General features: G+C 60.1%; 21 protein-coding genes. 12 read left to right on the top strand and 9 right to left on the bottom strand.

The window, feature by feature from the left end:
• Nucleotides 1–5 precede the first annotated feature (5 nt).
• The 8 genes from tolA (at nt 6) to ABWV42_RS05705 (ending at nt 8,520) form a co-directional block, all read left to right on the top strand.
• Nucleotides 6–1,067: a cell envelope integrity protein TolA gene (gene tolA, locus ABWV42_RS05740; RefSeq protein ID WP_353339256.1), complete on the top strand. Its 1,062-nt coding sequence runs from the start codon at nt 6–8 to the stop codon at nt 1,065–1,067.
• Nucleotides 1,064–2,383 carry a Tol-Pal system beta propeller repeat protein TolB gene (gene tolB, locus ABWV42_RS05735; RefSeq protein WP_353339255.1) on the top strand — a complete coding sequence of 440 codons (1,320 nt, stop codon included), beginning with the start codon at nt 1,064–1,066 and terminating at the stop codon, nt 2,381–2,383. The genes tolA and tolB overlap by 4 nt, the downstream gene beginning before the upstream one ends.
• Nucleotides 2,384–2,456: 73 nt before the next feature.
• On the top strand, nt 2,457–2,972 hold the full coding sequence (gene pal / locus ABWV42_RS05730) for a peptidoglycan-associated lipoprotein Pal (RefSeq protein WP_255107416.1): 516 nt from the start codon (nt 2,457–2,459) through the stop codon (nt 2,970–2,972).
• A 13-nt stretch (nt 2,973–2,985) separates the two neighbouring features.
• A complete protein-coding gene (locus ABWV42_RS05725) occupies nt 2,986–3,807 on the top strand; it encodes a tetratricopeptide repeat protein (protein ID WP_353339254.1) in 822 nt (273 codons plus the stop codon).
• Nucleotides 3,804–5,051, top strand: a complete 1,248-nt coding sequence (gene tilS / locus ABWV42_RS05720) for a tRNA lysidine(34) synthetase TilS (protein WP_353339253.1) — start codon at nt 3,804–3,806, stop codon at nt 5,049–5,051. The genes ABWV42_RS05725 and tilS overlap by 4 nt, the downstream gene beginning before the upstream one ends.
• A gap of 97 nt (nt 5,052–5,148) precedes the next feature.
• A complete protein-coding gene (ftsH, locus tag ABWV42_RS05715; RefSeq protein WP_255107411.1) occupies nt 5,149–7,068 on the top strand; it encodes an ATP-dependent zinc metalloprotease FtsH in 1,920 nt (639 codons plus the stop codon).
• A gap of 85 nt (nt 7,069–7,153) precedes the next feature.
• On the top strand, nt 7,154–7,909 hold the full coding sequence (locus ABWV42_RS05710; RefSeq protein WP_502930939.1) for a methyltransferase domain-containing protein: 756 nt from the start codon (nt 7,154–7,156) through the stop codon (nt 7,907–7,909).
• Between the two features lie 26 nt (nt 7,910–7,935).
• On the top strand, nt 7,936–8,520 hold the full coding sequence (locus ABWV42_RS05705) for an MOSC domain-containing protein (RefSeq protein WP_353339251.1): 585 nt from the start codon (nt 7,936–7,938) through the stop codon (nt 8,518–8,520).
• A 73-nt stretch (nt 8,521–8,593) separates the two neighbouring features.
• On the opposite strand, the gene ABWV42_RS05700 is transcribed toward ABWV42_RS05705, so the two are convergent.
• On the bottom strand, nt 8,594–9,565 hold the full coding sequence (locus tag ABWV42_RS05700) for a calcium-binding protein (protein ID WP_353339250.1): 972 nt from the start codon (nt 9,563–9,565) through the stop codon (nt 8,594–8,596).
• Nucleotides 9,566–9,836: 271 nt separating this feature from the next.
• Between ABWV42_RS05700 and ABWV42_RS05695 the strand changes: the two genes are divergently transcribed.
• The 3 genes from ABWV42_RS05695 to folD are packed head-to-tail and all read left to right on the top strand — an operon-like array spanning nt 9,837 to nt 12,810.
• The gene (locus ABWV42_RS05695) at nt 9,837–11,513 is read left to right on the top strand and encodes a formate--tetrahydrofolate ligase (protein ID WP_353339249.1); all 1,677 of its coding nucleotides are present in this window, start codon (nt 9,837–9,839) and stop codon (nt 11,511–11,513) included.
• A 55-nt stretch (nt 11,514–11,568) separates the two neighbouring features.
• The gene (locus tag ABWV42_RS05690) at nt 11,569–11,874 is read left to right on the top strand and encodes a chorismate mutase (RefSeq protein WP_353339248.1); all 306 of its coding nucleotides are present in this window, start codon (nt 11,569–11,571) and stop codon (nt 11,872–11,874) included.
• A 45-nt stretch (nt 11,875–11,919) separates the two neighbouring features.
• Nucleotides 11,920–12,810, top strand: coding sequence for a bifunctional methylenetetrahydrofolate dehydrogenase/methenyltetrahydrofolate cyclohydrolase FolD (gene folD / locus ABWV42_RS05685; RefSeq protein ID WP_353339247.1), 891 nt, complete (start codon nt 11,920–11,922; stop codon nt 12,808–12,810).
• A 55-nt stretch (nt 12,811–12,865) separates the two neighbouring features.
• Here the strand turns inward: folD and ABWV42_RS05680 are convergent, their stop codons facing one another.
• On the bottom strand, nt 12,866–13,234 hold the full coding sequence (locus tag ABWV42_RS05680) for a PaaI family thioesterase (RefSeq protein ID WP_502930949.1): 369 nt from the start codon (nt 13,232–13,234) through the stop codon (nt 12,866–12,868).
• Between the two features lie 297 nt (nt 13,235–13,531).
• On the opposite strand from ABWV42_RS05680, the gene ABWV42_RS05675 reads away from it, so the two are divergent.
• A complete protein-coding gene (locus ABWV42_RS05675; protein ID WP_353339246.1) occupies nt 13,532–14,191 on the top strand; it encodes a LytTR family DNA-binding domain-containing protein in 660 nt (219 codons plus the stop codon).
• Here the strand turns inward: ABWV42_RS05675 and pdeM are convergent.
• From pdeM to ABWV42_RS05640, 7 genes are all read right to left on the bottom strand, one after another.
• Nucleotides 14,155–14,850: a ligase-associated DNA damage response endonuclease PdeM gene (pdeM, locus tag ABWV42_RS05670; protein ID WP_353339245.1), complete on the bottom strand. Its 696-nt coding sequence runs from the start codon at nt 14,848–14,850 to the stop codon at nt 14,155–14,157. The genes ABWV42_RS05675 and pdeM overlap by 37 nt on opposite strands.
• 101 nt (nt 14,851–14,951) lie before the next feature.
• Nucleotides 14,952–17,366, bottom strand: coding sequence for a ligase-associated DNA damage response DEXH box helicase (locus ABWV42_RS05665; protein WP_353339244.1), 2,415 nt, complete (start codon nt 17,364–17,366; stop codon nt 14,952–14,954).
• A 4-nt stretch (nt 17,367–17,370) separates the two neighbouring features.
• On the bottom strand, nt 17,371–17,691 hold the full coding sequence (locus ABWV42_RS05660; protein WP_255107392.1) for an ArsR/SmtB family transcription factor: 321 nt from the start codon (nt 17,689–17,691) through the stop codon (nt 17,371–17,373).
• 64 nt (nt 17,692–17,755) lie between these two features.
• Nucleotides 17,756–18,988 carry a mandelate racemase/muconate lactonizing enzyme family protein gene (locus ABWV42_RS05655; RefSeq protein WP_353339243.1) on the bottom strand — a complete coding sequence of 411 codons (1,233 nt, stop codon included), beginning with the start codon at nt 18,986–18,988 and terminating at the stop codon, nt 17,756–17,758.
• 222 nt (nt 18,989–19,210) lie between these two features.
• Nucleotides 19,211–19,798 (bottom strand): (R)-1-hydroxy-2-trimethylaminoethylphosphonate oxygenase, encoded by a 588-nt coding sequence (tmpB, locus tag ABWV42_RS05650; RefSeq protein ID WP_353339242.1) that lies wholly within the window; start codon nt 19,796–19,798, stop codon nt 19,211–19,213.
• Complete coding sequence (gene tmpA, locus ABWV42_RS05645; RefSeq protein ID WP_353339241.1) at nt 19,795–20,928, bottom strand: 2-trimethylaminoethylphosphonate dioxygenase; 1,134 nt, start codon at nt 20,926–20,928, stop codon at nt 19,795–19,797. Before tmpA ends, tmpB begins: the two co-directional genes overlap by 4 nt.
• 347 nt (nt 20,929–21,275) lie before the next feature.
• Nucleotides 21,276–21,644: a hypothetical protein gene (locus tag ABWV42_RS05640; RefSeq protein ID WP_353339240.1), complete on the bottom strand. Its 369-nt coding sequence runs from the start codon at nt 21,642–21,644 to the stop codon at nt 21,276–21,278.
• Nucleotides 21,645–21,656 lie beyond the last annotated feature (12 nt).

The following is a 21,656-nucleotide window of genomic DNA, read 5'->3' as shown; positions in this document are numbered from 1 at the left end:
TCACGGTGCATATCGGGCATTATATCTCTGGTGCAGCCCATGTCGGGGTGATCGGCTGGGTTATGTTCGGCGGCGTGTTCCGGTCGGATCCGCCGCCTTTCGAGGTGACGGGAGTGTCCGTCATCACCTCAGAGCAGTTCGATGCGCTGAATGCCGTGCAACGGGCGCCGGGACCGGAGACGGAAGTGGACGCACCGGTGGCACCGGATCTGCGCGAGGATGCGCCCGAGGTGCCGTCGCAGGTTGACCGCGAGGTGCCGACGGATGCACCGGACAACGCGCAGGTGCCCGAGCCGGATGTGACGCCGGACCTGAGCGATTTGCAAGCGCCGCAGCCTTCGGATGTGACGGACGATGCGCCCGATATTGAAGCGCCGGCCGAGGAAATGGCCGTGTTGATCCCGCGCGACGAGGTGCGGCCCGTGCTGCGCCCCGCCGATCGTGTCGCGCCCGAACCTGTGGCGCCGCCCGAACCTGATGTGCGTATTGATGATGCGGTGCGCGAAGCCACGGTTCCGGATGAGCAACCGGGCGAGGCGGTTGAAGAGCCGCAGGATGCAACGGCACCCGAGGCCGCGACGACAGAGATTGTTACTGAAGCCAAGGATCAGGTGGCCCTTGCGCCGAAACGGTCATTGCGCCCCGTGCTGCGGACACGTTCGCAACCCAAGCCATCGGTTTCGGCCGGGGCGGATGCGGCAGTCGCGGCGGCATTGGCCGAGGATACGACCCCGTCTGTGCCAAGCGGACCTCCCCTCAGTCAGGGTGAGAAGGATGCACTGCGGGTTTCGGTACAGAAATGCTGGGTCGTGGACGTGGGCAGCCAGTCAGCCAACGTCACCGTGACGGTGGGCCTGTCGATGACCCGCGAAGGTAAGGTGGACGGCGCGATCAAGCTGCTGAGCAGTGAGGGTGGCGATGAACGGGCCACGAAAACCGCCTATGAGGCGGCGCGGCGTGCTATCCTGCGGTGTCAAAGAGGCGGCTATAATTTGCCGATCGAAAAATATGATCATTGGCGTGACATCGAAATCACGTTTAATCCGGAGAAAATGAGGCTGAAATGATACGGGTTCTTGCAGCACTTCTAGTTGGTTTGTTTGTGGTTGGGCAGGCGGCTCAGGCGCAGAATGGGCCTCTTCGGATTGAAATCACGGATGGGGTGGTCGAGCCACTGCCCTATGCGGTGCCAAACTTCGTGCCGGAAAACAGCGCGTCGGGTGGCTATGCCAAGGAACTGGCACGGGTGATCGCGTCGGACCTGAGCGGGACGGGGCTGTTTCGTGAGATTTCCGAAAAAGCACATATCAGCAAGATCACCAATTTCGCGTCGCCCGTACAGTTCGCGGACTGGAAGGCCGTGAACGCACAGGCCCTGATCACCGGGGCCGTCAAGGTTTCGGGCAACCAGTTGGAAGTGAAGTTCCGTGTCTATGACGTTTTCGCTGGACAGGAGCTTGGCAACGGATTGCGTTTCAAGGGTACGGTCGATGGTTGGCGGCGCATGGCGCATAAGGTGGCGGATGCGGTTTACAGCCGGATCACCGGTGAAGGCGGGTACTTCGACAGCCGTGTTGTTTTCGTGAGCGAAACCGGCCCCAAGAGCGACCGCAAGAAGCGCCTTGCGATCATGGACTATGACGGCGCGAACCTTCAGTACCTGACGGATTCGAGCGCCATCGTGCTGGCGCCCCGGTTTTCACCGATGGGCGACAAGGTGCTTTACACCAGCTACGAGACCGGCTTCCCGCAGGTCTATATTCTGGATGTCGGCAGCGTGAAGCGCCGCGTCCTGCACAACGAAGAAGGTAGCATGAGCTTTGCGCCGCGGTTTGCGCCGGATGGCAAAAGCCTTTTGCTGTCGATCACGCGGGGCGGCAACACGGACATCTTCAAGATGGATATTGCCAGCGGGCGGCAGACGCGCCTGACCTCGTCACCGGCAATTGATACGGCCCCGAGTTTCAGCCCCGACGGCAGCCAGATCGTGTTTGAAAGCGACCGTTCCGGCTCGCAGCAGCTTTATGTCATGCCCGCCAATGGGGGTGAACCGCGTCGGATCAGCTTTGGACAGGGGCGCTATGGTACGCCCGTCTGGAGCCCGCGAGGCGACCTTGTCGCCTTCACCAAGCAGAACAAGGGGCGCTTCCACATCGGCGTGATGCGCACGGATGGTAGCGAAGAGCGTCTGTTGACGGCGTCTTTCCTTGATGAAGGGCCGACCTGGGCACCAAACGGGCGGGTGATCATGTTTACCCGCGAGACGCAGGGCGCGAATGGCTCTGCCTCGCTGTTCTCGGTTGATGTGTCGGGGCGCAACCTTAAAAAGGTAAAGCTGGCAGGTGGCGGATCTGACCCGGCGTGGTCGCCGTTGCAAAAGTGAGGCGCGTTTCAAAGAAGCGCACGGTGTGGTAGAACAGAAGAAATAAAAACATTTGGAAACGCGAGGCAAAGCGATGAGCAGTTTGACGAAGGTAGGGGCCTTGCTGGCAATGCTGGCACTGGGGGCCTGTTCGAATTCCGGTATTTTTGGATTGGATGACACGTTGGGCGATGGCACCGGCGCAACCGGCGAATATGCCGAGGGCAGCCCGGATGATCCGCGTTCGATCGCGCATTTCCAGGAACGTGTCGGAGACCGCGTGTTGTTTGCCGTGGACCAGTCTTCGCTGACATCTGATGGTGAGCTTGTCCTGCTGGGGCAGGCCAACTGGCTGCTGGAAAATTCGGCCTACAAGGCGGTGATCGAGGGGCACGCGGATGAGCAGGGCACCCGTGAATACAACCTTGCGCTTGGGGCGCGTCGGGCCAGCGCGGTCAAGGAATACCTTGTGTCGCGTGGTGTTGCCTCGAACCGTTTGACCACCGTCAGCTATGGCAAGGAACGCCCGCTTGAAGTGTGTTCGGCCGAAGCCTGCTATGCGCAGAACCGCCGTGCGGTGACCGTGCTGCAAGCGGACCTGAACTTCTGATCGGAGAAACGAGATGCGCTTGATTGCGGTTTTGCTTGTTGGGTTGGCGGTGATGCCGCGTTTTGCTGCGGCGCAGGATGCCGAAACGCTGGCGGATATTCGCCAGCAGTTGACGGTTCTTTATGTCGAGATCCAGAACCTGAAACGCGAAATGTCGACAACGGGCGCACCCAGCGGCGTGGACACCAGCGGCACCACCCTGAACCGCGTGAATGCCATCGAGACGGAACTGTCGCGACTGACGGGCCGGATGGAGCGGCTTGAGCAGCGGGTTCAGCGGGTTATCGAAGATGGCACCAACCGCATTGGCGATCTTGAGTTCCGCCTGGTCGAGTTGGAAGGTGGCGATGTGAGCGATCTTGGAGAAACCACCACGCTTGGTGGCGATCCCGAGATGCCCTCGTTTGGCACACCCGGAACCAGCGATCCGGTTGATGGTGGATCGGAACTTGCGATTGGCGAGACATCCGATTTCAATCGTGCCAAGGCGGCCCTTGATGGCGGTGATGCCCGCAGCGCGGCGGATCAGTTCGCGGCCTTTACCGATGCCTATCCCGGTAGCCCGCTGGAAGCCGAGGCGCATCTGCGGCGTGGGCAGGCGTTAGAGCAGCTTGGGGAAATCACTCCGGCGGCTCGAGCCTTTCTGGACAGCTATTCGCGCTATCCCAACAGCCCCGTTGCCGATCAGGCGCTCTATCACCTTGGCAAGTCTCTTGGCGCTTTGGGCAAGATTTCAGAAGCCTGTGTAACGCTTGGTGAGGTGCATGCCCGCCACCCCGGGTCGGACATGGTTGTTCTGGCCCAGAGCGAGATGCGCAATCTGGCGTGCAATTGAGCCGGGGGGATCAGACGCCGTCCGAAGCTCTGACGGCGTTTCTTCGTGACTTCGGGGGCAAACGTCTTGGTGTCGCCGTGTCAGGCGGCAGCGACTCGCTTGGCCTTTTGCATCTGGCGAATGACTGGGGCAGGGCGAACGGGCGAACCGTTTTTGCGGCGACAGTGGATCACGGTCTACGTGAAGAGGCAGCGGCCGAAGCGGCGCGGGTCGGAGAGATTTGTGCCGACCTTGGTGTCGCGCACCGTGTTCTTGAATGGCGTGATTGGGATCGGGAAGGCAATCTCCAGGCCGAAGCACGCGCCGCACGCTACCGGCTGTTGGCAGACTGGGCGCGGGAGTTGGAGTTGGACACTGTTCTTCTTGGCCACACGCAGGATGATCTGGCGGAAAACCTATTGATCCGCTTGTCGCGGCGGGCCGGGGTCGACGGGCTTTCGGCGATGGCCTCGTGGTTCGAAAGGGACGGGCAAGTGTTTGCAAGGCCCCTGCAGGGGGTGTCGCGTGAGGCCCTGCGTGAGGATTTGCGGTCACGGGGTATAGAATGGCTCGATGACCCTTCCAACGAGAACGCGGCCTTTGATCGCGTAAAGGCGCGGCAGGCCCTGTCTGTTCTGGCGCCTTTGGGGATTGATGCCGATGCGCTTGCCGATGTTAGCCGAAACCTTCGCGATGCCCGCGAGGCTTTGGAGTGGCAGGTCAACGTGCTCGCGGCACAAGCCGTAGCGCAGGACCGCGGTGATCTCGTGATGGATGTTCCGGCGATACAGGTCGCGCCTGTCGAGTTGCGTCGAAGGCTGTTGGTTGCGGTGGTTCGCTGGGTCTCTGGCGCGGATTATGCGCCGCGCAGGGCAAGCCTTTGTCAGGTCATGGCAAAAATCGAAGCAGGCGAGGGCACGACACTGTCGGGATGCCTTATGACCGTCGCCAAAGGACACCTTCGGGTCACACGCGAATATGCGGCCGTCGCGAAGAGTGTCGCGGCTGGGGAGGTTTGGGATGGTCGCTGGCAACTGGACGGACCGTGGCAAGACGGAATGGAAATCCGCGCCTTGGGCGAGGAAGGATTGCGCCAGATAGACGATTGGCGGGCGGCCAACATGCCTCGAACCAGCCTTCTGTCCACCCCATCCGTTTGGATGGGTGAGACACTCGTTGCCTCGCCAATATTAGGCTTTGGAGTAGGGTGGACGGCCAATATATTGGCGGAACGGGCGGATTTCCCGCCCGGGAAGGCGCCCTGACCGGAATATCGCATTGAACATGCTGACTTGATCTCTATTTATCAAGGAACACCGCTGTGCTAGGACACGCGGCAGTCGACGATTGGGAGTTTTTGCCTTGGGCAACGCACGCAATATTGCATTCTGGGTGGTTCTGTTTCTGCTGATCCTTGCCCTCTTCAACCTGTTCAGCGGCGGCAACAGCAGCCTGCAAAGCCGTGAAATCGGGTATTCGGAATTCGTGGCAGCCGTGGATGGCGGCAGCGTCAACAGCGTCACACTTGATGGCGAGACCGTGCGCTACAAGACATCTGACGGTGGTGATTTCGTCACCATCAAGCCGGAAGACGCGGAACTGACCGGTATGCTGATTGAAAAGGGCATTCCCGTGAAAGCGGAAAGCCAGCAGCAATCGGGCTTCCAGTCGTTCATCATTTCCCTCCTGCCCTTCCTGCTTTTGATCGGTGTCTGGATCTACTTCATGAACCGGATGCAAGGCGGCGGCAAAGGTGGCGCGATGGGCTTTGGCAAATCCAAGGCCAAGATGCTTACCGAGAAACATGGCCGCGTGACCTTTGATGACGTGGCGGGCATTGATGAAGCCAAGGAAGAGCTGGAAGAGATCGTCGAATTCCTGCGTAATCCGCAAAAGTTCTCGCGCCTGGGCGGCAAAATCCCCAAGGGGGCGCTGCTTGTTGGCCCTCCGGGTACTGGTAAGACGCTGCTGGCTCGTGCGATCGCGGGTGAGGCGGGCGTACCCTTCTTCACAATTTCGGGTTCGGACTTTGTCGAGATGTTCGTCGGTGTGGGTGCTTCCCGTGTCCGTGACATGTTTGAGCAAGCCAAGAAGAACGCACCCTGTATCGTGTTTATCGATGAGATCGACGCCGTGGGCCGCCATCGTGGCGCAGGCTATGGCGGTGGTAACGACGAACGCGAACAGACCCTCAACCAGCTTCTGGTTGAGATGGATGGTTTCGAGGCCAACGAAGGTGTGATCATCCTCGCCGCGACCAACCGGAAAGACGTTCTGGACCCGGCACTTCTGCGTCCCGGCCGTTTTGACCGTAACGTCACCGTGGGCAACCCGGACATCAAAGGCCGTGAGAAGATCCTGGGCGTACACGCCCGCAAGACCCCGCTTGGCCCCGATGTAGACCTGCGCATTATCGCGCGTGGTACGCCGGGTTTTTCCGGTGCTGATCTTGCCAACCTCGTGAACGAGGCTGCGCTGATGGCGGCGCGTGTGGGCCGTCGCTTTGTCACCATGGAAGACTTCGAGAACGCCAAGGACAAGGTGATGATGGGCGCCGAGCGCCGGTCGATGGTTCTTACGCAGGACCAGAAGGAAAAAACCGCCTATCACGAAGCAGGTCACGCCGTTGTCGGCCTCGAACTGCCCCTGTGTGATCCGGTCTACAAGGCAACGATCATTCCGCGCGGTGGTGCGCTTGGTATGGTCGTTTCGCTACCCGAAATGGACCGCCTGAACTATCACCGCGATGAGTGTGAACAAAAGCTGGCGATGACCATGGCGGGCAAGGCTGCCGAAGTTATCAAGTACGGTGAAGATCACGTTTCCAACGGTCCTGCCGGCGATATCATGCAGGCCTCGCAACTGGCACGTGCCATGGTGATGCGCTGGGGCATGTCCGACAAGGTTGGCAACATCGACTATGCCGAGGCGCACGAAGGCTATTCGGGCAACACGGCTGGATTCTCGGTCTCTGCCAGCACCAAGGAAATGATCGAGGAAGAAGTAAAACGCTTCATTCAGCAGGGCTATGACCGCGCGTTGCAAATCCTCAAGGACAAGAACGATGCGTGGGAACGTCTTGCGCAGGGCCTTCTGGAGTACGAGACCCTGACCGGTGACGAGATCAAACGCGTCATGAATGGTGAGCCGCCGCAGGCGGGTGGTGACGAAGGTGATGACGCTGACGAGGGCAACGCCCCGAGCGTGACCGCGATTCCAAAGACCAAGCCGCGCAGTAAACCCAGCGGCGATGGCGATATGGAGCCGGAACCCAGCGTATAAGAGACAGAAGGCCGGGTACTGACCCGGCCTTTTTTCTTGCTCTGATTTTTGGTATGCAATGGTATGCAAATCTTGAGGTGGGAGAATGACGGATTGGAACCCGGAAGACTATGGGCAGTTCGCGGATGTGCGGCTGCAACCGGCGTTGGATTTGCTGGCGCGTGTCGGAGCATTGCCCGCGGGTTCCGTGGTTGACCTTGGATGCGGCAGCGGTGTCATGGCTTCGGCTTTGAAGCACAGGTTCCACGCGCATGATCTTGTCGGTGTAGACAGTTCTCATGCCATGCTGGCCAAAGCAGAGGGCAAGGCATTTGATCAACTGCAATTGGCCGACATTGAAAACTGGCAGGCCAAAGAACCCGCTTTGATCTTTTCCAACGCGGCGTTGCAGTGGGTCAGCAACCACTCTGAATTGATGCCGAGATTGGCCGGCATGTTGGCAGAGGGTGGCACGTTGGCGGTGCAGATGCCGTTTCAGCATGGCGCACCGTCACATCGGGGATGGTCACAAGCCGAGCGATCGGTTTTTGGCGCGGAACGTACAGAGAGCAGGTTGAACGTACTTGCCCCAGAGAGGTACTTTGACCTCCTTTCTCCGTTGGGCGACATCAATGTGTGGATGGTGGAATACACGCAGCACCTGGCCGCAAGCGTCATGGGGCACCCGGTTCGGATGTTCACGCAAAGCACCTTTGGCAAACCTTATCTGGACCCATTGGCGTATGAGGACAAAGCGCGGTTGATCGCAGCCTATGAAGCCGCTATGGCCGAAGCATACCCGCTGCGGGCGGATGGATCGGTTTTGTTCCCGTTCCGGCGGCTGTTTTTCACCTTGCGCTGATAGAGCGCCCAAGGAGACAGGATACGATGCCAGCTTTGAAACCGACCGACTATTTTGCCGAAGTGCTTTGGCTGGGCCGCGTGGCCGATAGTGTCGAGGATCTGCGTGCCGAGCCAATGGACAGCATGGTCCTGCGCTACGAGGGTGTCGAAGGCGATTGCCATGCGGGTTTGACGCGCCCCTCCTGTAGCCGGGTCAAGGCGCAGCATCCGCGCGGAACCGAGATCGCCAACGTGCGCCAGCTTTCGATTCTGTCGGCCGAAGAGTTGGAAGAGATTTCCGATGCCATGGGCATTGAGGAGTTTGATCCGGCCTGGGTTGGCGCCACGATGATCCTTAAGGGGATTCCGGATTTCACGCATGTCCCGCCGTCTTCGCGCCTTCAGGCAGATAGCGGGGCGACGCTGGTGGTGGATATGGTAAACCGCCCTTGCGTTCTGCCAGGGCGGGTGATCGAAAAGGAAGAACCGGGCAAAGGCAAGGCCTTCAAAACCGCATCAGAAGGCAAGCGCGGTGTGACGGCATGGGTCGAACGCGAAGGTGCCGTCAAGGTGGGTGACATCCTTCGCCTGCATATCCCGGATCAGAGGGCCTGGGCCGAAGCAGGTTAATTCTGAAGATTGAGCCAAAGAGAAAGAGCCGCCTTTGGGCGGCTCCTGCTTGTTTCAAATTGTCTGTGTGACATCAGACAACCACGAGATCATCGACCAGAAGAGACAGATCATCGATCCCCCGAATGGTGATCTCGTCACTGCCGAAATCGAGCTTGACGTACTTACCCATGTCCTGACCGAAGGTGTCGAGAATGTCTTGGGCATTCGTAACGCCGCCGGTGAGACCGCTGGTAAGCCGGATGGTATCGATGTCATCCTGAAAGCCAAAGATCGTATCCACCCCGTCGCTCTCTCGGAAGGAGAAAGTATCAGCGCCCAGATTGCCGTTCAGGGTGTCGTTGCCGCGCCCGCCATCCAGCGTATCTCTGCCTTTACCGCCCAGAAGCTTGTCGTTTCCAAACGAGCCCTCGAGATGATCATACCCCTTGTCGCCATTTATTGTGTCGTTGCCAAATCCGCCATTCAACTCATCAGCACCCTTACCCCCCATAAGACGGTCACTTGTGGAGTTTCCGACGATGGTATCATTGCCGATCCCGCCGCTCAGGGTTGTATGTCCTGTTGCGCCGCGGATGTAGTCGTGTTGGGAGATCGAAACGCCGCCGAAGTCGGAGAGATTTATGGTTTCCCCCGGGGCAAGATCACCCGTGAGAAGCTGAGCCGTCGCACTGTTTATCCAGTTTTGGTATCCCGCGACACTCGTGAATCTCGGGAGATCGGCGCCTTCGAGCGAGAAAAAGCCCGCGTCATTGTCGTCAATTACGCTCAGGACAACTGTCTTGCGGAACCCGCCCCACGTGTATTCGCTCAACTCGGTGATAGAGTTCGAATCAATTTTAGACGAGTTGCCCATGTACATGTGGTAAAAATCACCGGAGATATTAGCGAGCGCGTTTAATACCAAACTGTAGGAAATGGTCGCATCGTTCCTTGGGGTCGTGATGCTGAATTCTGTTTGCGAAAACGATACATCATCAAATGTACCGTTCCTATCCCGATCAATGAACGTGAGTTTTGTTCCGCTGAATGTATATGTGGTCATGGCGATTTTCCGAAATGAGATTCAAAATCCTTGCCCCGGTTCTATCGGTTCATAGCTGACTCTCAATAGAGAAAAACCATACCTCGTACGCCTCTATCGTGTCTGTTGCGATCCGTTTCTCACTTGTTCCAAAGTTTCCAAAAAGCGACGTGACAGAGCTCCTTCGACGCAAGGAGTATTGGAAATGTCGGAATTGCAACCTGAGTCGGGAAGGCGAGGCGGTATGCAATGGCAGACTGAAATTTCGACAGCTGCTGGGACAGGGATTGCCATGAGCTACAAAACCGACATCGAAATCGCCCGCGAGGCGAACAAGAAACCGATCCAGGAAATCGGCGCCAAAATCGGCATCGACTCTGCTGATCTGCTGCCCTATGGCCACGACAAGGCCAAGGTGAGCCAGGAGTTCATCAACTCGGTTCAGGGCAAAGAGGACGGCAAGCTGATCCTCGTGACCGCGATCAACCCGACCCCGGCAGGTGAAGGTAAAACCACCACCACCGTTGGCCTGGGTGACGGCCTGAACCGCATCGGCAAGAACGCGATGATCTGTATCCGCGAAGCCTCGCTCGGCCCGAACTTTGGTATGAAGGGTGGCGCTGCAGGTGGCGGTTACGCGCAGGTTGTTCCGATGGAAGAGATGAACCTGCACTTCACCGGCGACTTCCACGCCATCACCTCTGCTCACTCGCTGCTGTCGGCGATGATCGACAACCACATCTACTGGGGCAACGAGTGCGAGATCGACGTGCGTCGCGTTGCATGGCGTCGTGTGGTCGACATGAACGACCGTGCCCTGCGTCAGATCACCGCCTCGCTGGGCGGCGTTTCGAACGGCTTCCCGCGTGAAACCGGTTTTGACATCACCGTGGCTTCGGAAGTCATGGCGATCCTCTGCCTGGCCACCGACCTGGCCGACCTCGAGAAGCGTCTGGGCGACATCATCGTGGCCTACCGCCGCGACAAGACCCCGGTTTACTGCCGCGACATTAAGGCAGAAGGCGCAATGACCGTTCTTCTCAAAGACGCGATGCAGCCGAACCTGGTGCAAACCCTGGAAAACAACCCGGCCTTCGTGCACGGCGGTCCGTTCGCAAACATCGCGCACGGCTGTAACTCGGTCATCGCAACCAAAACCGCGTTGAAAGTTGCCGACTACGTTGTGACCGAAGCGGGCTTTGGTGCCGACCTTGGTGCCGAGAAGTTCATGAACATCAAGTGCCGCAAGGCAGGCATCGCACCCTCGGTCGTGGTTGTTGTGGCCACTGTCCGCGCGATGAAGATGAACGGTGGCGTTGCCAAAGCCGATCTCGGTGCGGAAAACGTTGCAGCGGTTCAGGAAGGTTGCGCAAACCTTGGCCGCCACATCGAGAACGTCAAATCCTTCGGTGTTCCGGTTGTTGTCGCGATCAACCACTTCGTCACCGACACCGACGAGGAAGTTCAGGCCGTGAAAGACTATGTGGAAGCACATGGTTCGGAAGCCATCCTGTCGCGCCACTGGGAACTGGGTTCGGAAGGTTCGGAAGACCTGGCCAAGCGCGTTGCGGAAATCGCAGACGCCGATACCGCCAACTTTGCACCGATCTACCCCGACGAAATGCCGCTGTTCGAGAAGATCGAAACCATCGCCAAGCGCATCTACCGTGCCGACGAAGTTCTCGCCGACATGAAGATCCGCAACCAGCTGCGCGAGTGGGAAGAAGCCGGTTACGGCAACCTGCCGGTCTGCATGGCGAAAACCCAGTATTCGTTCTCGACCGACCCGAACCTGCGCGGCGCGCCGGTTGGCCACTCGGTTCCGGTTCGTGAAGTCCGTCTGTCGGCTGGCGCCGGTTTCATCGTCGTTGTTTGCGGTGAAATCATGACCATGCCGGGCCTGCCGCGCAAACCTGCAGCAGAATCGATCCGTCTGAACGAAGAAGGCCAGATCGAAGGCTTGTTCTAAGACGCAAAATGCGCTTTCTGCGGCCCGGAGAGCCTTCGGGCCGCAGGAGACAAAGATGACCGAATTGACCCCGCCACGTGATTGTCAGGATATGACGGCGCTTCGTGCCGAGATAGACGCCCTTGACCGGCGTCTTGTTGCGCTTCTGGCGACACGTGCGACCTATATCGACCGCGCGATTGAGCTCAAGCAAGAGAATGGCTGGCCGGCGCGCATCCCCGATCGGGTGGAAGAGGTGGTCAGCAAGGTTTGCCAGGAGGCCGAGGGCAAGGGGCTGGATCCCAAGCTGATCGAGACTCTCTGGCGGGAATTGATTGACTGGTCGATTGCGCGAGAAGCGCAAGTGATCGTCGCCGAGTGATGCAGGGGCTGCTTGCCCTTGTCAGTGGAAAAGGAAGCAAGAGCTATGGCAGCTAACATCATCGACGGTAAAGCCTTTGCGGCAACGGTTCGCGAGAAGGTCGCGGGCCACGTAGCACGTCTCAAGGAAGAGCACGGCATCACCCCCGGTCTGGCGGTGGTTCTGGTGGGTGAAGACCCGGCCAGCCAGGTTTACGTCCGTTCGAAGGGCAAGCAGACCGTCGAAGCGGGTATGAACTCGTTCGAGCACAAGATGGACGCGGACACTTCGGAAGAGGATCTGCTGGCTGTCGTCGAGAAGCTCAACAACGATCCGTCTGTTCACGGTATCCTGGTTCAGCTGCCGCTGCCCGGTCACCTGAACGAAGACCTGATCATCAACTCGATCGCGCCGGAAAAAGATGTTGACGGTTTCCACATCTCGAACGTTGGCCTTCTGGGCACCGGTCAGAAGTCGATGGTGCCCTGTACTCCGCTGGGTTGCCTGATGATGCTGCGAGACTACCACGGCTCGCTTTCGGGCATGGACGCCGTTGTGATTGGCCGTTCGAACATCGTTGGCAAGCCGATGGCGCAGCTGCTGCTGGGCGATAGCTGCACCGTCACCATCGCGCACTCGCGCACCAAGGACCTGCCGGACGTCGTGCGTCGTGCAGACATCGTTGTCGCTGCTGTTGGTCGCCCCGAGATGGTGCCCGGCGACTGGATCAAGGAAGGCGCCACCGTGATCGACGTGGGCATCAACCGCATCGAACGCGATGGCAAGAACAAGCTGGTTGGCGACGTGGACTTTGCTTCGGCAGTTGAACGTGCCGGTGCGATTACCCCGGTTCCGGGTGGCGTGGGGCCGATGACCATTGCCTGCCTGCTGGCGAATACCGTAACTGCCTGTTGCCGTGCAAACGGTCTGGCAGAGCCGGAAGGTCTGACCGCGTAAGCGCCGTTAGTTTCAAGGTTTTTAAGGGCGGTCCAATCGGGCCGCCCTTTTTCGTTCAAACCTCGACCGGAATCATGCTGCCGGTCAGAAGGGCGATGTGGCGGGCGCTGCCGTCTTCCTGATCAGCGTAGACATCGGCCTGCACAATGACCAAACGGCGCCCTGGTTTGATGACCCGACCCTCAGCGCGAAGTTGCACACCCATTGCCGGGGCAAGGAGGTTGATCTTCATTTCGGTGGTCAGGACTTCACAATTCTCGGGCATCACAGACAGTGCCGCATAGCCCGCCGCCGTATCCCCCAGGGCGAACGTCAGCGCGGCATGGCCAAAGCCCTGCTGTTGTTTGAAACCGTCCCGTATCGGGCTTGTCAGGGTCGCCACGCCGTAGTCGATTGATGCGATAGACGCCCCGATCGAGCCCATCAAAGACTGATCCGCAAAACTCTGATTGATTTTCTTGACGATTTCGGGTGACAAGGCCACGGAAATTCCCCTTATTTGTTTTGTGGGATAAGCGCATTTTCAAGATCGGGTGGAAACCGCGAACAGGTCAAGCTGGTCGCAACGTCACGAATTTTGGGCATGACGAAAGAAAACGAAAATAGACTTGCAGTATTTCTGAATACCTTTGACACGCTCGGGACCCCGCGTGTTCTGGCCTTGGTATTCTTGGGTGCAACGGTCGCGGCAGTGGCCGGGCCTTTCGGAACATTTTCGGCAATGGATTTGCCGACGCGGATTTTCTATTGGAGCCTGATCTCTACCTCTTCGGTACTGTTCGGCTATCTCGGATTTGCCCTGGCACGCGCGATTGGGTTCAACAAGGATGATGTGCCTCATGCAGCTGTCGGTTCGCTCATCGCGTCATTCTTTATCACGGTGGATGTGTGGGCGATTTCAGTGACTAAGCCCTGGGGCTCGCAGTCGATGATCGGGTTCTGGGAACTCTTTGGCTATGTCTTCGTTGTGACCGCCGTTATCGGAACGTTGCGGTATCTTCTGATCACTTTCCTTGAGCGGGAAACCTCGATTGCGGAAGAGCGTGACCAAGCCCTGACGCTGCGGGAGCAGCCGCGGTTGGCGCGGCGGTTGCCGGATGAGATGGGGGAAGACATCCTTTATCTTTCGGTGCGCGATCACATGGTGGACGTGTTCACAGAAGCTGGTCAGACCTCGCTCAGAATGCGGTTTCGCGATGCGCTGGACGAAATGGACGGGGTGCCGGGCTATCGGGTGCACCGGTCGCATTGGGTGGCGCATCATGCGGTGCAGGGCGTGGAGCGGGATCAGGCGCGCGTGTACCTGCGGTTGCCCGATGGCCGCAAGGTGCCGGTGAGCCGGAACTACCGTCCCGAACTGGAAGACGCGGGCTTGCTCTGACGGGGCATTGGCACGAGGCGTGGCACCTGTCCGGTGACGATGGCGCGTGCCTCCTTTCGCATCAGACCATCAAGCGCCTCGTCGGTTGAGCGCAGACCGCCGGTATAGGTGCCATAGGCGGGCAGGATCACCCTATCGGAATCAAACAGGAAGGCCGGGCGGGAAATGCTGCGCAGGCGGGTCTGGATACGCACCTTGGGGTGGTAATGCCCTGAAATTTCGCCGCTTTTTCCGGGTTTTGCGATGTGTCGGAACGTCAGGGGCGGCAGCGGAAATTCGGCGAGGTGGCTGCCTCCGAATTCCACGGGGCCGGGATCGTGATTGCCTTCGATCCATATCCACTGGCGGCCTGCCTGAAGGCGGGAAATCCACAGCCTTTCGGCGTCGGACAGGGCGTCGGCGGCTTCGAGGTCATCAAAGCTGTCGCCGAGGCAGACAACGGTTGAGGCATTGGTCTGGCGCAGGTCGTTCTCGAGCCGCAAAAGCGTGTCGCGGGTGTCATAAGGGGGCAGGGTTGGACCCTTGCGGCGGGCCACCCTTTCGGACTTGCCAAGGTGCAGATCAGAGACGCAGAGAATACGCCGTTCCTCCCACCAGAGAGCGCCGGAGCCGAGGGCATCCAGCCGTGTGCCGGCAAGGGTGAAGGGAACAGTCTGCATGGGATATTGGTGGCGCAAATCGGGGGATCGGGCAAGGGGCCAGACCCGCGAAAATCAACGTCGGTATTACGTCGGTATTGCGACTGTATCACGGAGGTGCGTCAGGCGGACAATCCGGCATCGTTAAGAAGCCGTTCACTTTCTTCGGCCAACAGCCGTTCCTCGGCCTCGCCGTCAACGCGGACCTTGCCAACCTCAAGGAAGAGCGGGGCAGAGAGGGGCGTCACGTGATCCGTGCGCACCAGATCAATGCGCCCGTCAATGCGGGCCAGCATTTCCTCAATCCGCGAGAAATCGACAAGGCCGCGCATGGCTTCGTCGCGGGTGATCTGCATCAGCAGGTGATCCGGATCGTATTTCAGCAGCGTTTCATAGAGGATGTCAGAGGAGAATGTGGCCTGCCGCCCGGACTTGCGCCCTTGCGGGCTGTTGCGTTCGATCAGGCCTGCGATGGTGGCGGCCGAACGGAAGCTGCGTTTCATCAGGGCATTGCCGGCAAGCCAGCCATCGACACCTTCGCGAAGGACATGCGGGTCAAACAGCGGCGTCGGGTCGGTGACGGCATCCAGCCCCCAGATCAGGGTGGCATAGTCGGTCGAGACAAACCCCATCGGCGCGAGGCCAAGGTCTTCCATGCGTTTGGTAAGCAGGAGGCCAAGGGTCTGCTGTGCGTTGCGACCGGCAAACCCGTAGACACAGAGGTTCTCGCGTCCGTCACGTGGAAAGCTCTCGACAAGGAGCCTGTCATGGCTGGGCAGTTGCGACATGGCGCGTTGCAGGTGCAGCCAGTCGGCCGTGTGTTGCGGCAGGTCCGGCCAGTCGTCCTGTCGGAAGAGCTTGAGGATACGGTGCGAGAGCTGCGTCGAGGTGGCGAACTTGGTACCGGAGAAGGTGGCGATCTTGGGTTTCTTCGCGGCATTGCGCGAGACCTCGACCGTCATTTCGCGCAGCCCCTCGTAGCGCACGATCTGGCCACCGATGAGAAAGGTATCGCCGGGGGTGAGCGAGGCGGCAAAACCTTCTTCGACTTCGCCCAAGGGGCGGCCCCCCCGTGACCTCTTGAGACGGACCTTGAGAGTGTCGCTGTCCTGAATGGTGCCAGCGTTCATGCGGATCTGGGCCGCGGCGCGGGGATCGCGCAACTGCCAGAGACCGTCGGGGCGCTGAAGTAGGCGTTGCCACCGGTCATAGGCCCTGAGCGCATAGCCCCCGGTGGCACAGAAATCGAGGCAGGCATCGAATTGGGATCTGGGCAGGCCGGCATAGGCGCCTGCCGATGTCATCTCGTCGAAAAGCGCGTTGGCGTCGAATGGGCCGGAGGCGGCGGCGAGGAGGATATGCTGACAGAGAACATCGCGCGGGCCGGGGCCACGAGGATCACCATCAAGATCATGGTCGCGCACGGCCTGTAATGCGGCAACGCATTCGATCACCTCAAAGCGGTTGGCAGGCACAAGCAGCGCCTTGGAGGGGGCGTTGTATCGGTGGTTGGCGCGGCCGATCCGCTGGACAAGACGCTTGACGTTCTTGGGGGCACCCACCTGGATCACGAGGTCGACATCTCCCCAGTCGATCCCGAGGTCGAGAGAGCCGGTGCAGACAATGGCCCGCAGGTCTCCCCTTACCATCGCGGCCTCGACCTTTTCACGTTGCTGGCGATCAAGAGAGCCGTGGTGGATGCCGATCGGCAACGCGTCTTCGTTGGCAAGCCAGAGGTTGTGAAAGAAGATCTCGGCCTGGGCGCGGGTGTTGTGAAAGATCAGCGTGGTCTTGTGCTGTTTGATCTGTTCCATCACCGCCGGAATGGCATATGCCGCGCCGCCACCCGACCACGGCGGATGCTCTTCGGTCTGAAGCATGGCAATGTCGGGATCGGGGCCGGGATCAGCCATCAGGATGTTGCAGGGATCGGGATTGCGCGCGAGCAGGCGGGCGATGGCCTCGGGATCATCGACAGTGGCCGAAAGGCCCACCCGCCGCAGATCGGGACAGAGGCTTTGCAGGCGCGCGAGGGCGAGCATCAGCTGATCGCCGCGTTTGCTTTCGGCAAGGGCATGGATTTCATCGACGATGACCCGCTTGAGCCCTTTGAAGGTGCGGGCGGCATCCTCGTAAGAGGTGAGCAGCGCGAGGCTTTCCGGGGTGGTCAGCAGAATATGCGGCGGGTCGGCGCGTTGCGCCTTTTTCCGGGTATTCGAGGTGTCGCCCGTGCGGTCGTCAATACGGATGTCGAGACCCATCTCCTCGACCGGGGTGCGCAGGTTGCGCTTGATGTCAGCGGCCAGTGCCTTCAGCGGCGAGATATAGAGGGTGTGCAGACCCTGGTGCCGGCTGTCGGCCAGATCGACAAGGGAGGGCAAAAAGCCCGCCATCGTCTTGCCGCCACCGGTGGGGGCGATCAGCAGGGTGCAGGGATCATCTGCCCGCGCCAGCATGTTGAGCTGATGCGGGTGCGCCTGCCAGCCGCGGCTGGCAAACCAGTCGTGAAATTGCCTGGGCAGGGCGCCCTGAGCCAAGGGGTTACTCCTCGGCCGGTCCGCAGAACAGGCGGTAGAGCATTCCGATCACCTCGGCGGTGTTGTCGTCGGCAAGGCTGTAGTAGATGGTCTTGCCGTCGCGGCGGGTCTGGACAAGGCCCTCTTCGCGCAGGCGGGCGAGCATCTGGCTCACGGCGGCCTGGCGGATTTCCAGAAGCTGTTCCAGTTCGCCCACGGATTTTTCACCCGAGCCGAGGTGGCAGAGGATCATTAATCGGCCCTCGTGCGCCAGGGTCTTGAGGTAGGCAGCGGCCTGTGCGGCGCTGCGCGCCATTTCGGCGGGCGGTGCTGGGGTCTTCTGCATGTTCACGTGCACGTTTCCTCGGGTCTTTGGACCCATATAACACGGCTTTTGAGAAAGTGCGAGATCAGTCCGCAGGGGCGGGTGCGCCTCCTTGGAAACTGTTGCCATTTGCATAGTCGCAGGGCGCATCCTGCATCTGGAGGTGCAGATCCTTGCCTGTATAGGGGTGCGCGCGGGCGAGATCTTCGTCGACCTCAATGCCGAGGCCCGGGGTTTCGGGCGGGATCACAAAACCGTTATCGACGCGGATTGCGCCCTTGATCAGGTCATTATGGAAGTCGGTCTCGATGGTTTCGATCATCAGGAGGTTGGGGATCGAGGCCGCGAGGTGGATGTTCGCGGCCCACTCGACGGGGCCGGCATAGAGGTGCGGTGCCATCTGGGCGTTGAAGGCTTCGGCCATGGCGGCAACCTTCTTCATTTCCCAGATGCCACCGGCGCGGCCAAGGGCGGGTTGCAGGATCTCGGCGGCGCCGGCGCGCAGCACGGCACCGAACTCGGCCTTGGTGGCCATACGTTCGCCGGTTGCGACGGGGATGCGCACGTTGCGGGCGACGCGGGCCATGTCCTCGATGTTGTCGGGGGGCGTGGGTTCTTCGAACCAGAGGGGCGAATAGGGTTCGAGCGCCTGGCCAAGCCGGATGGCCCCTGCGGTGTTGAACTGGCCGTGGGTGCCGAACAGCAGGTCGGCGCGATCCCCGACCGCTTCGCGGATGGCCTTGCAGAAAGTTGCGGACATGGTGATGTCGCTCATTGCGGGCATGTGGCCGCCCCGCATGGTATAGGGGCCAGCGGGGTCGAACTTGACGGCGGTATAACCCTTTTCGACCATCGCGGCGGCTGTTTCGGCGGCCATTTCGGGCGAGGTCCAGAACTCTGACATTGCATGATGCGGCAGCGGGTAGAGATAGGTGTAGGCGCGCAGCTTTTCGTTCATCAGCCCGCCAAGCAGAGCCCAGACCGGGCGTTCGCAGTGTTTGCCAAGGATATCCCAGCAGGCGATCTCGAGACCGGAGAAGGCCCCCATGACGGTCAGGTCGGGGCGCTGGGTGAAACCGGAAGAATAGACCTTGCGGAACAGGCGTTCGATGTTCTCGGGGTTCTCGCCAAAGAAATGCCGCTCAAAGACGTCGCGGATCACGTGGGTCATCGCCTCGGGGCCAATGGTCGAGGCATAGCATTCGCCCCAGCCGGTGATGCCGGTGTCGGTGGTCACTTTCACCAGAATCCAGTAGCGCCCACCCCAGCCCGGTGCGGGCGGTGCGGTGACGATGACATCGAGGTCCATGAGGCGCATCGGCTCTCTCCCTGTTGGTTTCCGGAGAGGGTGACCGTGGCGAAGGGGCAAAGCAAGCGTGAATGCGTCAGGGGATGTCGGAAATGGGCGTTGCCTGCGCCAACGTAGCGGCAGGCAGGTTCCGCCTCCGGCGGGAGTATTTCGGGTGCATTGAAGACAGGCTGGCCTTCAATGCACGAAAAATACCCCGGGGGTGCGGGGGGCTGGCCCCCGCGGGAAAGGTCAGCCGCAGTGGGCATCGACAATGCGCTGGATCATCGGTGCAAAGTGCCAGAAATCCGGGGTTTCCATGCCTGCGCGTTTGCCGGCCTCATCCAGATAGCGCACCTGGATGATCTTTTCGAGGTTGGGGTTGGTCTCGAACTCTGCCACCTCGTCTGGCGACATGGGGCCGCCCTGTAGTTCGAGCGTGTGGATCGAAGCCTCGGAGAGACGTTTGAAATACTCCGGTTTGGTCGCGCAGAGATAGCGTTTGGCGGCGACGTGGTAGAGCACGCAGTCGGTGATCAGAGTTGGAAAGAAGGGGGCCAGAACCTCGGCCCCGGCGTCTTCGTGGTGGCGGTCCTCGGTATCGTCGGGGCTGTAGGTGCCGAATTCCGAAGTGAAGTGGCCGATGTCATGCAGCAGGGCGCCGACGATCACGTCTTCGGGCATGCCGTTCTGTTCGGCGATGGTGGCACCTTGCAGCATGTGTTCGGCCATGGTGACGGCTTCGCCGAGGTATTCCTCGCCGCCGCGGCGGTCGAAGATATCGCCGAGGAAGGCCACGATGTTGGTTTTGTCGAGGGTGGAGAAGTCTGGTTTGGTCACGTGCGGGCCTCAAGGCTTGCGAGGGTGGAGAGGAGGCCGTCCTTGTCGGCGTAGCAGCCCTGGAGCCAGCGGGAGCCTTCGCCGGAATAGCCTTTGCGGGCGTGCAGGACGCGGGTGTTGTCGACGATGAAGGCTTCGCCGGGTTCCAGCTTGAAGGCCACTTCCATTGCGGTGTCGTCGATGATGTCGGACAGCTGGCGGTAGGCGGCGTAGTAGGCCTGCATGTCCTCGAATGGGATGTCGGTCAGGGGGGCGATGGAGCGGGAATTGAACCGCACCGCTTGCAGCGTGCCGTCGGGGGCGAGTTCGATCATCGGGCGGCGCGATTGCAGCTTTACGCCGGAGCTGCCGGTGTAGGAGAAGCGCGCGGTGTATTTCGACAGGAGGTCAAAGCCTTCGGGGTTTTCATCCTTGAGGCGCAGGGCGCAGGCGAAGCCGTCGACGACCATGTTCTCGCCACCGGCGGCAGAGTTGTCGAGGCAGGACAGGACCTGCAATGTCGGCACCGGGTCGCGGTAGGGGTTGTCGGTGTGCGCCTGCAATCCAAGGCCGGTGTAGGCGAGGTTGACAGGGTTGACCTCGGTACGAACTTCGAAGTGGCGGCCATAGTTGGTTTCCCGAACAAAGCCGAAAAGATCGACGATTTTGAACAGGTTACCGGATTCCACCGGCAGGCCGGTGACCTTGGCGAACCCGTAACGGCGGATCAGCGCGAGCCAGTTGCGCCGCGCGGTTGGATCCTCCAGCAGAGCGGGGTAGTGGCCGGTCGGGACGTCTGTGTTCAACTCGGAGGTCCAGGCGATGGCGGCCTCGGGAAGGCGGCCTGCGAGGCGGGGTTGCCTGCGGTCGTAGCTGTTGGCGAGGAGCCAGTTCAGATCATAGGTGGCGCTGTGATCTTCGGGGGTGAAGGTGAGGTGTAGCTTGTCCCCTTCGAGGGTTGCGGCGTTGATTTTGGTATCGCGCGACAGGTCGGCGAGAGTGATCAGGCGCTGGCCGTTATCGGGGTCGCGGGTCTGGCCGTCGATGGCATTGTCACGCAGCCAGATGGCGTGGAACCGGGTGGTGGCGCCGTCGTCTGCGGTGAGGGTCAGGACGGTGCCGTTTTCGGTGATCGAAGGGGTGAGGGGCATGGTGTGTTTCCGGGTCAGTGCTTCCTGTGTTTCAGGGTGAGGCCGGGGGTGGGGGTGTGTTAAGTGACAAATCTGTAAAAATCGGGTGATTTTTCAGATTTTTTCGTCCATTCATTAAAATACTCATTCTGGAAATGAATAATCTGATCGTTTTATCAAAAAATTCAGGTGAAGGGCCGGCGGCCGATCTTCGATAGAGTGATTCTCTGGCGTCAGAACAGGTCGAAATTCCACGTCGGTATTCCGTCGGTATCGTGACGGTATTGCGGAGGTGTGAAAACGCCAAACCCCGCCGGGAGGGCGGGGCACAAGGTTTCATGAAGATTGGGTGACTGGCCCGTGCGCCGCTAGCCGGCGGTGGCCTCGTCAAATGCGATCAGTTCGCGATCGATCTCGGCGACGGTTGCGTCGGGGCCGAAGAAGGTGAGATCGGGGGCGTCGATGTCGTCCATGAAGGCCTCGATCTCGATCATCACTGGCGCGCCGTCGAAATCGCCTTCGACCTTCCAGCGGCGGGTCTGGTCCAGTTCCATGCCTGACAGATCGCTGGCGATCTGTTCGGCAAGGTCGGCGGGAAGTCCGAAGCGCGGGTTGTTGGCGAGCCGCGTGAGGAAGGGCGCGACCTCGGGAGCATCGAAGTTCATCGAGGTTTCCGAAGTGATCGGCGGGGCCTTGGGCGCTTGCGGTTTGAACAGGTCGGTCAGGAAGGTCAGCATGGTCCTGCTTTT

Origin of the sequence: Pelagimonas sp. KU-00592-HH, from assembly GCF_040369695.1 — a bacterium.
Classification (GTDB): Bacteria; Pseudomonadota; Alphaproteobacteria; order Rhodobacterales; family Rhodobacteraceae; genus Shimia.
Note: the sequence above shows the minus strand (reverse complement) of the source record. Positions and strands in the feature narration are given on the sequence as shown.

Coding starts and splice junctions, on each gene's coding strand:
- tolB (WP_353339255.1), top strand. CDS start 1,064: ATGATACGGGTTCTTGCAGCACTTCTAGTTGGTTTGTTTGTGGTTGGG.
- pal (WP_255107416.1), top strand. CDS start 2,457: ATGAGCAGTTTGACGAAGGTAGGGGCCTTGCTGGCAATGCTGGCACTG.
- ABWV42_RS05725 (WP_353339254.1), top strand. CDS start 2,986: ATGCGCTTGATTGCGGTTTTGCTTGTTGGGTTGGCGGTGATGCCGCGT.
- ABWV42_RS05710 (WP_502930939.1), top strand. CDS start 7,154: ATGACGGATTGGAACCCGGAAGACTATGGGCAGTTCGCGGATGTGCGG.
- ABWV42_RS05705 (WP_353339251.1), top strand. CDS start 7,936: ATGCCAGCTTTGAAACCGACCGACTATTTTGCCGAAGTGCTTTGGCTG.
- ABWV42_RS05700 (WP_353339250.1), bottom strand. CDS start 9,565: ATGACCACATATACATTCAGCGGAACAAAACTCACGTTCATTGATCGG.
- ABWV42_RS05695 (WP_353339249.1), top strand. CDS start 9,837: ATGAGCTACAAAACCGACATCGAAATCGCCCGCGAGGCGAACAAGAAA.
- ABWV42_RS05690 (WP_353339248.1), top strand. CDS start 11,569: ATGACCGAATTGACCCCGCCACGTGATTGTCAGGATATGACGGCGCTT.
- folD (WP_353339247.1), top strand. CDS start 11,920: ATGGCAGCTAACATCATCGACGGTAAAGCCTTTGCGGCAACGGTTCGC.
- ABWV42_RS05680 (WP_502930949.1), bottom strand. CDS start 13,234: ATGGGCTCGATCGGGGCGTCTATCGCATCAATCGACTACGGCGTGGCG.
- ABWV42_RS05675 (WP_353339246.1), top strand. CDS start 13,532: ATGGATTTGCCGACGCGGATTTTCTATTGGAGCCTGATCTCTACCTCT.
- pdeM (WP_353339245.1), bottom strand. CDS start 14,850: ATGCAGACTGTTCCCTTCACCCTTGCCGGCACACGGCTGGATGCCCTC.
- ABWV42_RS05660 (WP_255107392.1), bottom strand. CDS start 17,691: ATGCAGAAGACCCCAGCACCGCCCGCCGAAATGGCGCGCAGCGCCGCA.
- ABWV42_RS05655 (WP_353339243.1), bottom strand. CDS start 18,988: ATGCGCCTCATGGACCTCGATGTCATCGTCACCGCACCGCCCGCACCG.
- tmpA (WP_353339241.1), bottom strand. CDS start 20,928: ATGCCCCTCACCCCTTCGATCACCGAAAACGGCACCGTCCTGACCCTC.
- ABWV42_RS05640 (WP_353339240.1), bottom strand. CDS start 21,644: ATGCTGACCTTCCTGACCGACCTGTTCAAACCGCAAGCGCCCAAGGCC.